Source organism: Porphyromonas somerae (assembly GCF_022845615.1).
Classification (GTDB): domain Bacteria; phylum Bacteroidota; class Bacteroidia; order Bacteroidales; family Porphyromonadaceae; genus Porphyromonas_A; species Porphyromonas_A somerae.
Map to the genome: position 1 here is coordinate 100,497 of NZ_AP025559.1, position 13,513 is coordinate 114,009.

Annotated in this window: 11 protein-coding genes; 9 read left to right on the forward strand and 2 right to left on the reverse strand. The window is 49.7% G+C overall.

The genetic code is table 11. The features are described from left to right. The first annotated feature begins 108 nt into the window (after window positions 1-108). Window positions 109-1,128: a peptidoglycan DD-metalloendopeptidase family protein gene (locus tag MWL85_RS00375; protein ID WP_244400879.1), complete on the forward strand. Its 1,020-nt coding sequence runs from the start codon at window positions 109-111 to the stop codon at window positions 1,126-1,128. 475 nt (window positions 1,129-1,603) lie between these two features. Here the strand turns inward: MWL85_RS00375 and MWL85_RS00380 are convergent, their stop codons facing one another. Beyond that, on the reverse strand, window positions 1,604-2,131 hold the full coding sequence (locus tag MWL85_RS00380) for a hypothetical protein (protein ID WP_244400881.1): 528 nt from the start codon (window positions 2,129-2,131) through the stop codon (window positions 1,604-1,606). On the opposite strand from MWL85_RS00380, the gene MWL85_RS00385 reads away from it, so the two are divergent. The 8 genes from MWL85_RS00385 to MWL85_RS00420 all read left to right on the forward strand — a co-directional run bounded on the left by MWL85_RS00385 (window position 2,130) and on the right by MWL85_RS00420 (window position 11,867). Then, window positions 2,130-2,462 carry a lipocalin family protein gene (locus tag MWL85_RS00385; protein ID WP_244400883.1) on the forward strand — a complete coding sequence of 111 codons (333 nt, stop codon included), beginning with the start codon at window positions 2,130-2,132 and terminating at the stop codon, window positions 2,460-2,462. The two genes, MWL85_RS00380 and MWL85_RS00385, sit on opposite strands and share 2 nt — an antisense overlap. 272 nt (window positions 2,463-2,734) lie before the next feature. Then, complete coding sequence (rimP, locus tag MWL85_RS00390) at window positions 2,735-3,205, forward strand: ribosome assembly cofactor RimP (RefSeq protein WP_018029309.1); 471 nt, start codon at window positions 2,735-2,737, stop codon at window positions 3,203-3,205. 84 nt (window positions 3,206-3,289) lie between these two features. Beyond that, window positions 3,290-4,675: a transcription termination factor NusA gene (gene nusA, locus MWL85_RS00395; protein ID WP_021903020.1), complete on the forward strand. Its 1,386-nt coding sequence runs from the start codon at window positions 3,290-3,292 to the stop codon at window positions 4,673-4,675. A 27-nt stretch (window positions 4,676-4,702) separates the two neighbouring features. Further along, entirely contained in the window at window positions 4,703-7,636 is a 2,934-nt protein-coding gene (gene infB / locus MWL85_RS00400; RefSeq protein ID WP_244400884.1) for a translation initiation factor IF-2, read from the forward strand. A 116-nt stretch (window positions 7,637-7,752) separates the two neighbouring features. Next, entirely contained in the window at window positions 7,753-8,283 is a 531-nt protein-coding gene (locus MWL85_RS00405) for a CvpA family protein (protein WP_070707077.1), read from the forward strand. A 6-nt stretch (window positions 8,284-8,289) separates the two neighbouring features. After that, window positions 8,290-9,732, forward strand: coding sequence for a Fe-S cluster assembly protein SufB (sufB, locus tag MWL85_RS00410; protein WP_018028722.1), 1,443 nt, complete (start codon window positions 8,290-8,292; stop codon window positions 9,730-9,732). A 48-nt stretch (window positions 9,733-9,780) separates the two neighbouring features. Continuing rightward, window positions 9,781-10,542, forward strand: coding sequence for a Fe-S cluster assembly ATPase SufC (gene sufC / locus MWL85_RS00415; protein ID WP_018028723.1), 762 nt, complete (start codon window positions 9,781-9,783; stop codon window positions 10,540-10,542). Further along, window positions 10,539-11,867 (forward strand): SufB/SufD family protein, encoded by a 1,329-nt coding sequence (locus tag MWL85_RS00420; RefSeq protein ID WP_244400886.1) that lies wholly within the window; start codon window positions 10,539-10,541, stop codon window positions 11,865-11,867. The genes sufC and MWL85_RS00420 overlap by 4 nt, the downstream gene beginning before the upstream one ends. Before the next feature lie 344 nt (window positions 11,868-12,211). Here the strand turns inward: MWL85_RS00420 and MWL85_RS00425 are convergent, their stop codons facing one another. Further along, on the reverse strand, window positions 12,212-13,510 hold the full coding sequence (locus MWL85_RS00425; RefSeq protein WP_244400887.1) for an NCS2 family permease: 1,299 nt from the start codon (window positions 13,508-13,510) through the stop codon (window positions 12,212-12,214). Between the last annotated feature and the right edge of the window lie 3 nt (window positions 13,511-13,513).

Genomic DNA, 13,513 nt, shown 5'->3' on the forward strand with positions numbered 1-13,513 from the left:
TCGGGTGGTAGGAAGCCCTATTTCTCGTTCTTTGGATATAATCCTTACGGTCATTTCGTGTTTATAACCAATTTTATTTGAGAGTTTTTTTTATCGGAATTCTAAGTAATGACGAGTAGGATTTTTACACTTCTATGTTCGTGCCTATCCATTGGTTTATTGGCGAGTGCTCAGGTGCCCAATTATACTGTTGGAAAGCAGGCCGAAAGAAAGCAAGAGAGTAAAACACCACCCCCCGCTGACACCTCTACAGCGATAGCGGAAGTGGCAAAGTTAATGGCCGACAATGATGGCTTCCTGAAGAATAACAAGAAGCTGGCCGATTTTACCAAGGCAATCAATAAGTCTATGGGCTTTGGTACTGCTTCGGAGGAGGATCTGCAGTATCCCTCTATTGATCTGTATGGAGAGCAATCGTGGCACAATAATGCGGTCAATCCCTTTATTGGGAGCTTGAAAGCTGAGGTACCTGATAGCTTTATGGTAGATCTATCTCAGTTTGTCTATCCCCTTGATGAGCTGAAACGAGTGAATAGTCGCTATGGCTATCGCCGTCGTTTCCGACGTATGCACTATGGAATTGATATCTCGGTGCGTGTGGGAGATACTATTCGAGCTGCCTTTGATGGCAAGGTGCGAATGGTGGACTTCGACCGCCGTGGTTATGGGCACTATGTGGTTGTGCGCCATACCAATGGATTGGAGACCCTCTATGCACATAATTCTAGGGTGTTGATCAAGGAAAATCAGATTGTGCGTGCGGGTGATCCGATTGCACTCGGGGGTAGCACTGGTCGCTCTACAGGGCCACACCTCCATTTCGAAGCGCGTTATCTAGGACAAGCTCTCAATCCTGAGCATCTCATTGATTTCAATACAGGTGTGCCAAAGTGTGAGGAGTATCTGTGCCTCGCCTCTAAGTACAATGGAGGAAATGGTAGAGGGGCTATCAATAGGGCTAGCCATAGGACTTCCAGTAGCGGAGTGCAGATGTATCGCATCCGTCAAGGAGATACGCTCTCGACAATTGCCAAAAGGCACGGTACGAGTGTCAATAAACTATGTAGCCTCAATAATATCTCTTCACGCACCACTCTTAGGGTAGGGCGTAGTATCCGAGTGAGGTAAATTCGATATCACTGAAAATATCAGAGGCTCCAGACTTAGCTGTATCGGCTGAGTGTGGAGCCTCTCTTTTTAGCTGGACTTGACCTAGTTCGCACTTTTCTTTTGGTATCCGAACTACCATAGGAAGCTCTGTGTGGTGGTACATTTATCTGTCAGGACTCTTTGAGAAAGGTGCTCCTCACAACGGCAGGTGTATGCCTGTAATCTTTCCACTGGCTATTGTCGGGAGGTGATGTTAATGGACATAAAAAACGTTAGTGTAAAAACAGGTTTGCCAAATAAAAAATAATGAAGTGTGCTCTAGGTGAAGCTTTGTAGTGTTGTAATATGCCTATAAATGTGACAGTTGTCGGAGTGAAGGCGTTTCTTAAACTTTAAATAAATGTGAAGTTCCTGGCTGGTGGTACTAGTGGCGAATGGAAATTCATTCTAAATTTGCGGGCTTTTTTTAATTGACAATTCTAATAACAAACTGTTAGGTAATGAAGAAGATTACTATTTTTAATGCGATGACCCTTATGACTCTTGCTATCCTATTCTTTTCTTGCAATGGGAAGTCTCCTAGGATGCCCGAGCCAGAGGTCCCCAAGAATCCCAAGGAGAAGCCGGAGCCTAAAAAGCCCGAGCCACCAGCTCCTACGCCCGGTCCTCCTGCACCTACACCCGAGCCCCCTGTGCCTGCCCCACCAACGCCCGAGCCCCCTGTGCCTGCTCCACCAACGCCGCAGCCCCCTGTGCCTGCCCCACCAACGCCACAGCCCCCTGTGCCTGCCCCACCAACGCCGCAGCCCCCTGTTCCTGCTCCACCAACGCCGCAGCCCCCTGTGCCTGCCCCACCAACGCCACAGCCCCCTGTGCCTGCCCCACCAACGCCACAGCCCCCTGTGCCTGCTCCACCTACACCCGAGCCCCCTGTGCCTGCTCCACCTACGCCGCAGCCCCCTGTGCCAACGCCACCGGCTCCGCCTGCACCAAAGCCACCGAAGGATAGGGTGCTTACCATGGTTGGTCAATGGATACAAACTTGGTCGACAAATGACTATGAGATTGGGAAGGATGAGTGGAAGCCCACCCCAGAAAAGGCAAAGTATTCCTACATATTTAGAGCGGATGGCAACTGGAAGGTCACAGTTGAGGTTGAAGGCATTGGCTCTTCTAGGTCATCTGGTACTTACCAGTTTGACGGAAAGAAGCTCACTATTGTGAATGGTGGTACTGTTGGAATAAAGGGAACATTTGAAGTGGAGCCCCTTTGGGATAACGATAACGAACTACTGGAAATCAAACTCAAAGGAATTGATAGTAAAATAGGTTACATCTTTTTGAAGCTGTAATACCTTAGTGTGTAACACTCTCTTTATATTTGGGAGTATTCAAGAATAATCCACTAGTGGTTGTGTGTTGGATGGTTAAATGTGATGAACGAGCACCCTCGGGTGCTCGTTTCTCTTATATCAACGCAATTAAACCCTCTGATGCGTCACCCCCTCCATATTCAATGGCCTAAGATTCACCCAATAGCAATATTTTTTGTACCTTTGTGGCGGAATGGTTGATGAGGGGACTCTGACAAGCAGTCTTCTCATCTTTGCGTATATCTAGTTTTATGATAGAGATAAGAGACATAGAGACATTGGTGGCTTCATTTATTGCTGAGCATGAAGGGTTTTTCCTCGTAAAGGCAGAGGTGAAAGGAGCAAATCGTATCGAGGTGGAGGTGGATCACGATAGCGAGCCAGTAGATATCGACACCATTGTAGCACTTACCAAGCACATTGAGGCAGGACTGGATAGAGAGAAGGAAGACTTTGAGCTCGAGGTCTCTAGTGCAGGCCTTACCACTCCACTTGTGGGTGTGAGACGTTACCGGAAGTTTATTGGTAAGGAACTGGAGGTGCTACTTAAGAAGGGAGTGAAGGAAAAGGGTGTTTTGGTCAGTGCCGATGAGGAGGGCTTTGTGCTCGAGGTGATCCGGATGGAGAAGCCCGAGGGAGCACGGCGGAAGCAACAGGTGGTACATCAATTGCCCTTGAAGTATGAGGAGGTAAAGCAAGCCACCTATTTACTAAAAGTATAAATAAGAGAGATGTGAGCGGTAGGAGAGCTAAGATGCATTGGCTCGGTGATTATCCCAACACAGCACGATACATATTAATATACAATGGCGAAGAAAAAGGAACCAACGATGATGGAGGCCCTTACCGAATATATGGGCCTAAAGAATATTGACGAGGATACAATGGTCAAGGTGATGGAGGAGTCTTTGCGTAATGTGATCGCAAAGATGTTCGGCACCGACCACAACTTCGATATCATCGTCAATCCTCTCCAGGGGGATCTAGAGATTTGGCGTCGCCGCATTGTGGTGCCAGATGGTGAGGTGGAGAATGAGATGCAACAGGTCTCCATCAGCGAGATTCGTGCTCTAGGGGAGGACGATATGGAGCTAGGTGAGGAGTATGTGGACGAGGTGAAGTTTGCCAAGTTCGGTCGCCGTGCCATCCTCAATCTCAAGCAATCACTCTCTAGTAAGGTGATGGAGCTGGAGAAGGATACCCTTTACGCCAATTATAGCAAGCGAGTGGGCGAGCTGATCAATGCCGAGATTTACCAAGTTTGGAAAAAGGAGGTGCTCCTTATGGATGATGAGGAGAATGAACTGATCCTGCCTAAGTCTCTTGCCATTCCACGCGATCGCTTCAAGAAGGGCGATCGTATCTGTGCTATCATTGATAAGGTGGAGTACAATAATAACAACCCTAAGATCATCCTGAGCCGTGTATCCGACCTATTTATGAAGCGCTTATTCGAGCGTGAGGTGCCGGAGGTGCAGGATGGGCTAGTAACCATCAAAGCAGTAGCGCGTATCCCTGGCGAAAAGGCTAAGGTGGCTGTGGAGAGCTACGATGAGCGTATCGATCCAGTAGGTGCTGTGGTGGGTGTGCGTGGAAGTCGTATCCAAGGAGTAGTTGGGGAGCTTTGTAACGAGAGCATCGACGTGGTACAGTACACTAGTAATCCAGTGCTATTTGTACAGAGAGCACTCGCTCCAGCAAAGAATATGGAAGTGCACCTCAATGAGGAGTCAAAGCGTGCCGACGTATATCTCGATAAGGATCAAATCTCAGAGGCCATCGGTAAGGGCGGTAAGAATATCAAGCTAGCCGGAATGCTCACTGGCTATGAAATAGATATTTACCGTGACGAGACTCAGACAACCGACCTATCTGACCTTTATCTCACTGAGTTTGATGATGTGATAGATGATTGGGTCATTGATACCTTCAAGGGCATCGGTTGTGATACAGCTAAGTCGGTGCTTCGCCATACCAAGGAAGAGCTGGTACGTGCCACTGACCTGGAGGAGAGTACGATAGAGTATGTGATGCAGGTGCTCATGACGGAGTTTGACGATCATGAGTTGCCTAAGGATCAATATGGACACCTCCCAGAGCGGGATCCACGATACTATGCACCTTACGACGAGGAGAGTACAGAGAGTGTTACGGAAGAGCCAGTAGCTACTGAGGAAGAGGAGGAGAAGTAATATAGAGCTTAAGGAGGAAAGGAGAATATGCCCAGCATAAAAGTAAATAGTATAGCTAAGAAGCTAGGAGTCGGATTTAAGACCATCGTTGAGTACCTCAACGAGAAAGATGACTCAAAGCGGTACAATGTCAATAGCAAACTGACCACAGACCAATTGAGGGATGTGGTAAATGAGTATGGAAATGAACTTCCAAAGGAGGAACGCACCAAACTACTTGAAAGCTATACTGAGGACTCTGCACCTACGTCGGACGCAAAGGAAAAAACTGCATCCGAAAAGGAGGTGAAGGAAAAGGAGAACCCCAAGCAGGAAAAAGCTCAGCTAAAAGAGACTGAGAAGGGACCTAAGGTGCTGGGAAAGGTGGAGCTTGATAAGAATAACGAGGTGGTGAGACCAACTCCTAAGAAGGAGGCTTCCAAGGCTGAGGCTCCTAAGAAGGAGACTCCTAAGGCTGAGGCTCCCAAGAAGGAAGCTCCCAAGGCTGAGGCTCCCAAGAAGGAAGCTTCCAAGGCTGAGGCTCCTAAGAAGGAATCTCCCAAGGCTGAGGCTCCCAAGGCTGAGGCTCCCAAGAAGGAAGCCCCCAAGGCCGAGACTCCTAAGAAGGAATCTCATAAGGCCGAGGCTCCTATGAAGGAAGCTCCTAAGACCGAGGCTCCTAAGGCTGAGACCCCTAAGAAGGAGGCGCCCGAGGCTATATCTGATAAAGCCGAAGAGCCAAAAGATGACAACGTGAAGTTGCTCACGACCCCTGAGGTGGAGATTAAGGTAGTGGGTAAGATTGACCTCTCTTCATTTGATGAGAAGAAGAAGTCGTCGCAAAGGAAGCGTAAGCGCATCCGCGGTGGTAAGGTCAATGTTGAGCAGGAAGGTAAGAAGCAACAAGGTCGCGAAGGAGGCAAGGCCAAGCAAGGCGCTACTAATAAGGGACAAGGTGCCCAAGGTGGAGCTCAGCAAGGTAACAATCGCAACAATAATAACAACAATAAGGCTCAGCAAAAGCAAGGACGCAAAGCCAAGCGCAAAGCTAAGCAAGAGGAGAAGCCTGAGATTACACAGGAGGATATCCAGAAGCAGATCAGGGAAACAATGGCGGCTATCCAAGGTGGACGACGGAAGTCTACCAACCAAGCTGCTAAGTATCGCAAGGAGAAGCGCGAAGCACACCGTCGTGAGATTGATGCCGAGGAGCAGGCACTACAAGAGGATAAGACACTACAGCTCACTGAGTATGTAACCGCCAATGACTTGGCACAGATGATCGATATCCCTGTTAATGATATCATCATGCTCTGCTTCAACCTTGGTATGATGGTCTCTATCAATCAGCGACTAGAGAAGGATACCATTGACCTCATCCTTGATGAGTATGGATATACACCTGAGTACGTAGAGGCTCAGGTGCTAGATATGATTGAGACGGAAGAGGACTCTGAGGAGGATCTGAAGCCACGTGCTCCGATCGTAACGGTGATGGGTCACGTAGACCATGGTAAGACGTCTCTATTGGATGCTATCCGCAATGCCGACGTGATTAAGACGGAGGCGGGAGGAATTACGCAGCACATCGGTGCGTATAGCGTTACCCTCGAGGATGGTCGCAAGATTACCCTACTAGATACTCCAGGGCACGAGGCCTTTACCGCCATGCGTGCGAGAGGTGCCAAGGTAACCGATATCGTGATCATCGTAGTGGCAGCGGATGATGGTGTGATGCCACAGACAAAGGAGGCTTTGAGCCACGCATCACTCGCTGGTACTCCAATCATTTTTGCCATCAATAAGATTGATAAGCCACACGCCAATCCAGATAAGATAAAGGAGGAGTTGGCCAATCTCAATTACCTCGTAGAGGATTGGGGTGGTAAGTATCAGAGCCAAGAGATTTCTGCAAAGAAGAATATCGGTATCCAAGAGCTACTCGAAAAGGTATTGCTTGAGGCGGAGATGATGGACCTTAAGGCCAATCCAAATAAAAAGGCAGTCGCTTCGGTGCTGGAGAGTACTATGGAGCAAGGCCGTGGCTACACCACCAAGGTGCTGGTACAAGAGGGAACTCTCCATGTGGGGGATCATATCTTGGCTGGTTCCAACTTTGGTAGGGTCAAGGCACTCTTTAATGAGCGTGGAAAGAATGTAGAGTCGGTGGGGCCTGCTGAGCCAGTAAAGGTGCTCGGACTCAATGGTGCTACTCAGGCGGGTGAGATCATGAATGTGCTAGATACCGAGCAGGAAGCTAGGGAGATAGCTACTCGCCGTAGTCAGCTCAAACGTGAGCAGAGAGAGCGGACGCAGCACTTGCCATCGCTAATGGACCTGAGCCGTCGTATTGCCGAGGGTAATGTCCAGGAGCTCAATATCATCGTCAAGGGAGATATGGATGGTTCGGTAGAGGCACTTTCGGACTCTATTGTGAAGCTCTCTACCGATGAGATCAAGGTGAATGTCATTCACAAGGGCATCGGACAGATCTCTGAGAGTGATGTGATCCTCGCTTCGGCTTCAGACGCTATCATCATCGGCTTCCAGGTGCGTCCTGCACAAGGGGCTAAGAAGTTGGCTGAGGCTGAGGGGGTAGAGATCCGTACCTACTCTATCATCTACGATGCGATTGATGATGTCACCACCGCTATGGAGGGTATGCTTTCGCCTGAGATCAAGGAGCGTGTCACTGCCAATATCGAGGTGCGCGAGACCTTCAAGGTATCCAAGGTGGGTACCATTGCCGGATGCTATGTGGTGGAGGGTAAGGTGTCTCGTACCGATAAGGTGCGTGTAATTCGCGATGGTGTGGTGGTGCACACTGGTGCCCTCGGGTCGCTCAAGCGCTTCAAAGACGATGCTAAGGAGGTGGTCGCTGGCCTAGAGTGCGGACTTAATATAGAGAATTACAACGACGTACAGGTCGGAGATATCATTGAGGCCTACGAGGAGATGGAGGTAGAGCGTAAGCTCTCCTAATACAGAGGTCGCTCCTCTCTCCACATGAGGGAGGCGCACAGAGCACTCCTCATCTATCTTTTTACGAGCAAGTAACATACTAGCTCAGAAGTGGACAACTAGAGAAATCGAAAGATATGCATTGGTTGGATATTACGCTCCTATTGCTTCTTGGGATAGCTATCCTGAGGGGTTATAGGAGCGGTTTTATGTCGCAAGCGATTCAATTGGGGAGCTGGGTATTGGCGTGGTTACTTGCCGACCCTGCTTCCCAAGTACTTATCGACCTATTTGCTGCAAAGGGGGTGACCCTAACTATGGGCTGGATTACGTGGCTCATCGCTTTCCTGGTGGTACAACTCCTCAGTCGCCTGCTCCTTAAGTTTTTCTTTAAAGGCGTCGGTGTGGCACTAGGGATATTCAATAAGGTGGCTGGGGCACTACTTTCACTACTTGTCACCACCATGGCACTGGTGGTGATGCTCAATTGCTACTCGGCCCTCAGTCCACGGTATGGCTGGGGTGGCGTACCCCAACAATCCACCATCGCACCCGAAATAGTGCGGTTTGGGGAAACAATTCTCCCCACACGGCTGTTAATCCAAAAGGAAGTGAATCAACATCTAACACCTAAGGCGAAGGAGGCAACTCCCGCCGACACGATATAATAATATATGAGCGAACATTTTGATGATATAATAGACAAGGTGACGCAGTCCGACTATGAATATGGTTGGACTACCGATGTCGAGACGGAGTATATCCCTAAGGGATTATCCGAGGAGACGATTCGCCTGATTTCAGAAAAGAAGGGAGAGCCCGAGTGGATGCTGGAGCGGCGTCTTGATGCCTACCGCCACTGGCTCACCATGGAGCAACCCGATTGGGCACACCTAGATATCCCTGAGATAGACTTTCAGGAGGTGATCTACTTTGCACAGCCCAGGGCACGCAAAAGTCATGATGAGGAGATGGATCCTGAGCTAGAGCGTACCTTTGAGAAGCTGGGCATCCCTGTAAATGAGCGTAAAGCGCTTGCTGGCTATGCCGTGGATGCGGTGGTGGATAGCTCCTCAGTAAAGACTACATTCAAGGAGACTCTGGCAGAGAAAGGGATCATCTTCATGTCCTTTAGCGAAGCCCTCAAGGAGTATCCCGAGCTGATCAAAAAGTATCTAGGTACCGTAGTCGGCTATCGCGACAACTTCTTTGCGGCACTCAATGCTGCAGTCTTCTCCGATGGTTCTTTCGTCTATATCCCTAAAGGGGTGCGTTGCCCAATGGAGCTGAGCACCTACTTCCGTATCAATGCGATGAACACCGGTCAGTTTGAGCGTACTTTGATCGTCGCCGATGAGGGGGCTTATGTTAGCTACCTAGAGGGGTGTACCGCCCCCATGCGCGACGATAATCAGTTGCACGCTGCGGTGGTGGAGATCATTGCCGAGACCGATGCCGAGGTGAAGTACTCTACAGTACAAAACTGGTACCCTGGCGATAAGGAGGGTAAGGGAGGTATCTACAACTTCGTTACGAAGCGAGGCATTTGCCGTGGCGACCGCTCCAAGATTTCTTGGACACAGGTAGAGACCGGTTCGGCCATTACTTGGAAATATCCTAGCTGTATTCTACAGGGAGATGATTCGGTGGGGGAGTTTTATTCCGTGGCGGTGACCAATAACTTCCAGCAAGCCGATACCGGTACCAAGATGATACACCTCGGAAAGAATACCCGTAGCCGTATTGTCTCCAAAGGTATCTCGGCAGGCAGAAGCGAGAATAGCTATCGAGGACTGGTCAAAGTGAGTAGCGGTGCACAGAATGCTCGTAACCACTCGCAGTGCGATAGCCTCTTGATAGGGGATAAGTGCGGGGCACATACCTTCCCATATGCCGAGGTGCATAATCCTACCAGTATCATTGAGCACGAGGCGACTACCTCCAAGATTTCAGAGGATCAGCTCTTTTATTGCAATCAAAGGGGCATCCCTACCGAGGAGGCGGTGGGGCTTATCATCAATGGATATGCCAAGGAGGTGATGAATAACCTGCCGATGGAGTTTGCCGTAGAGGCACAAAAGCTCCTATCGATCTCCCTAGAGGGCTCGGTGGGTTAAGTGAAGTGAAGAGGATAATTAAAGTTTGCTAGAAAATAAGAGATATATATGTTACAGATAAAGGATCTACATGCTAGGATTGAGGATAAGACCATTTTGAAGGGGGTCAACCTCACCGTAAATGCTGGAGAAGTACACGCTATAATGGGACCTAATGGAGCAGGGAAGAGTACCCTCTCCAATGTGCTCACGGGTCATCCTCGCTATGAGGTAACTGGTGGTTCGGTGCTCTACAATGGCCATAACCTTCTTGAGATGGAGCCAGAGGAGCGTGCACAGGAGGGCATCTTTATGAGTTTTCAATACCCAGTGGAGATCCCTGGGGTCAGTATGATTAACTTCCTTCGCACCGCAGTGAATTCCAAGAGAGTAGCACGCGGGGAGCACCCTATGAGTGCCTCGGAATTCCTCAAACTGATCAAGGAGAAGCAAAAGCTAGTGGAGCTCAATAGCGAGCTCACAGGACGTGCCGTAAATGTTGGCTTCTCGGGCGGTGAGAAAAAGCGTAACGAGATATTCCAGATGGCTGTGCTACAGCCTGCTCTCTCTATCTTGGATGAGACCGATTCGGGCCTAGACATCGACGCACTGAAGATTGTAGCACACGGAGTCAATACCCTTCGTTCACCCGAGACGGCGGCGATTGTGATTACTCACTACCAGAGGCTACTCGACTTTATCAAGCCCGATATCGTACACGTGCTACTCGATGGCCGTATCGTGAAGACAGGTGGCCCCGAGCTTGCCCTAGAGCTAGAGGAGCGTGGTTATGACTGGATTAGAGAAGAGCAAGAGAAGGAGGCAGAATGAAAAAGAGTAAGAGAAAGGAAGCACAGCTGGCACTCGCTCAGCACTTCCTCAGTCAGTACCAGCCTGCCCCCACGCATCCGCTCTTAGAGCGTGATCGTGCAGCCGCTAGGGAGTACCTTCAGGAGCGAGGGCTACCTATCTACCGTGGGGAGGACTACCAGTATTTCAAGATAGATGAGTGGCTCTCCAAGGAGTGGCAACTCTCTTCCGCCCCATGCCTTACTGAGGCCGAAGCAAAGGCTTATGCTTGCCGACTTACCTATCCCGATGTGGTACAAGCCTATTTGATTGGCGGAAAAGTGGCATCTTCGGCTGAGGGTCAGGGCTACTTCGCTGGCTCAATCACTGAGTTCGCTAGCAAATATCCTGAGGTGGCGGAGCGATATTATAATCAGATGCCCTCTACCAAAGAGGCACGCCTCACCCAGCTCAATAGCCTCTATAATGAGGACCTATTTGTCTACTATATCCCAGAGGGAGTACACTTGCCCTCCCCTCTGCACCTTATTCATTATCCTTCTTCTTCTAAAGACCAGGGGCAGACGCTTACCTTCCCTCGTATCCTTGTGATTGCCGAGGCGGAGAGCGAAGCTACACTGCTTTTCTGCGACCATGGGAATCACGAGGAGGCGACTGGCTATATCGGTGCCATTGAGATCTATGTGGATCGAGGAGCCAAGTTTAGCTACTTCAATATCGAGGAGAGTAGCACCCACAGCCTGCGTGTTATGGAAACCCATATCCAGCAAGCTGAGGATAGTATAGTGATTGTGGATAATGTCACGGTGCAAAACGGAGCAACGCGCAACAACTTCTTTTGCGATCTCATAGGCGAACGAGCCTCTATTGACCTCGATGGTTTGGGCGTGCTTGACGATGCTAAGCGACTAGACAACTGGTGCTTTATACGCCATAACAGTCCCAATTGCCACTCCGACCAACTCTTTAAGTACACCATGAATGATACCTCTATTGGCTCTTTCTGCGGTCGGATCTACGTTGCTCCTGATGCTCAGAAGACCGAGGCGTATCAAAATAATCGCAACCTCCTTCTTTCAGAGCAGGCAAAGATGTTTTCCAAGCCACAGCTAGAAATCTATGCCGACGATGTGAAGTGTTCGCACGGTATGACCACCGGTGAGCTCAACGAGCAGGCAATCTTCTATATGCGTCAGAGAGGAATCCCATTAATGGAGGCTAAGCTGATGCTCACCGCCGCCTTTATGAGCGACGTGCTAGAAAAGATTAGTTACCTCCCTCTGCGTGAGCGACTAATTAATACCATAGATAAGCGGTATAGAGGCCTACCTGCCTCCTGCCAATAACCGTTTCCCGAAATAGATAATATCCCCGTTGACCCTTATGGATCAGCGGGGATTTTTTTATCGGAACTGGCTCATTCAAATCGGAGATATGAGCCTAGTTTGACCTCTCAAGCATATTTTTGGAGGCCACCTTGGATATTCTCTTTCGACCCATCTGTATCGTCTTAGAAATCAAATGGTTATAAGAGCGAAAATTGAGATGCAACTAAGCATTTGCTTTGTTGCATCTCGCCGATTGCTTAGTTGCAACTAACCGATTGCTTAGTTGCATCTCAACTTTTGCTCTCCTCCTACAAGGCGTTTTGGGACTATTTGGAGAACTCCAAATCTTCGCCCCCTTTTGGCTAGAGGGCGTAGCGGATCATGAGGAGGATGGTGACGATGACGAGGGTCCAGTTGAGTTGTTTGTATTGGCCACTGAAGAGCTTCACTAGGGTGAAGCTGATCATACCGAGTGCCATACCCTCTGCAATGTTGTAGGTGAGTACCATGGTGAGCATGGTGATGAAGCAGGGGAGTGCCTCGGAAAGGTCGGAGAGGTTGATATCTCTCACGGAGCTTAGCATCAGTACTCCTACCATCACTAGTGCTCCTGTGGTGGCAGCGGAAGGGATGATGAGGAAGAGTGGGGAGAAGAAGAGTGCTAGCACAAAGAGAAGTGCGGTCACTAAGGCGGTGAGCCCTGTTCTACCCCCTTCGGCAATACCGGAGGCACTCTCCACGAAGGTGGTGACGGTAGAGGTACCGAAGAGTGCACCTGTGGAGGTGGCGATGGCATCGGCCATCATTGCCTGCTTGATATTCTTGACATTCCCCTGCTTATCCATCATCTCGGTATTGGCGGCCGCTCCAATGAGGGTGCCCATGGTATTGAATATATCCATAAAGACCAAGGCAAAGATGGTGAGTGCCATATCTGCATTAAAGATCGCGTGGAAGTCGAGCTTTAGGAAGGTAGGCTCTAGTGATTGGGGCATTGAGACCACCGAAAAGCTGGAGGGCACGTGGGTAACCCCCATTGGTATACCGACAATGGTGATGATGATGATGCTGTAGAAAAGGGCGCCTTTGACCCTCAGTACCATCAACACTCCGCTGAGGATAATCCCCATCATAGCGAGGAGGGCGGTAGGGGTAAACTCTCCGAGGGCCACGAACGTGGCTGGGTCGCTCACGATGATCCCCGCATTCTTCAGTCCGATAAAGGCGATGAACATACCGATACCACTGGAGATGGCGAAGCGTAGATTGATAGGGACACACTTCACGATCTGCTCTCGTATATTGAAGAGGGTGAGGAGGATAAAGATGATACCCTCCACGAAGATCGCTGCCAAGGCGGCTTCCCAACTATAGCCCATCGCTTGTACCAATGTAAAGGCAAAGAAGGCGTTGATACCCATGCTTGGGGCTTGGGCAAAGGGGAGCTTTGCCATAAAGGCGATCAAGAGGGTGCCGACTGCCGAAGCGAGTGCAGTGGCGGTGAAGACGGCTCCTCGATCCATCCCAGCGGCACTAAGTATATCTGGATTGACCGCTAGGATATAGCTCATGGTGAGGAAGGTGGTGAGCCCTGCCATCATCTCGGTCTTGAGGTGGTATTTCTTTGGGTCGAAGCCCAACCATTGATAAAGTTTTTGCATCTC

Bases quoted from the DNA above. Each gene is read 5' to 3' on its own strand.
- MWL85_RS00375 (WP_244400879.1), top strand. From the start codon at position 109: ATGACGAGTAGGATTTTTACACTTCTATGTTCGTGCCTATCCATTGGT.
- MWL85_RS00385 (WP_244400883.1), top strand. From the start codon at position 2,130: ATGGTTGGTCAATGGATACAAACTTGGTCGACAAATGACTATGAGATT.
- MWL85_RS00380 (WP_244400881.1), bottom strand. From the start codon at position 2,131: ATGGTAAGCACCCTATCCTTCGGTGGCTTTGGTGCAGGCGGAGCCGGT.
- rimP (WP_018029309.1), top strand. From the start codon at position 2,735: ATGATAGAGATAAGAGACATAGAGACATTGGTGGCTTCATTTATTGCT.
- nusA (WP_021903020.1), top strand. From the start codon at position 3,290: ATGGCGAAGAAAAAGGAACCAACGATGATGGAGGCCCTTACCGAATAT.
- infB (WP_244400884.1), top strand. From the start codon at position 4,703: ATGCCCAGCATAAAAGTAAATAGTATAGCTAAGAAGCTAGGAGTCGGA.
- MWL85_RS00405 (WP_070707077.1), top strand. From the start codon at position 7,753: ATGCATTGGTTGGATATTACGCTCCTATTGCTTCTTGGGATAGCTATC.
- sufB (WP_018028722.1), top strand. From the start codon at position 8,290: ATGAGCGAACATTTTGATGATATAATAGACAAGGTGACGCAGTCCGAC.
- sufC (WP_018028723.1), top strand. From the start codon at position 9,781: ATGTTACAGATAAAGGATCTACATGCTAGGATTGAGGATAAGACCATT.
- MWL85_RS00420 (WP_244400886.1), top strand. From the start codon at position 10,539: ATGAAAAAGAGTAAGAGAAAGGAAGCACAGCTGGCACTCGCTCAGCAC.
- MWL85_RS00425 (WP_244400887.1), bottom strand. From the start codon at position 13,510: ATGCAAAAACTTTATCAATGGTTGGGCTTCGACCCAAAGAAATACCAC.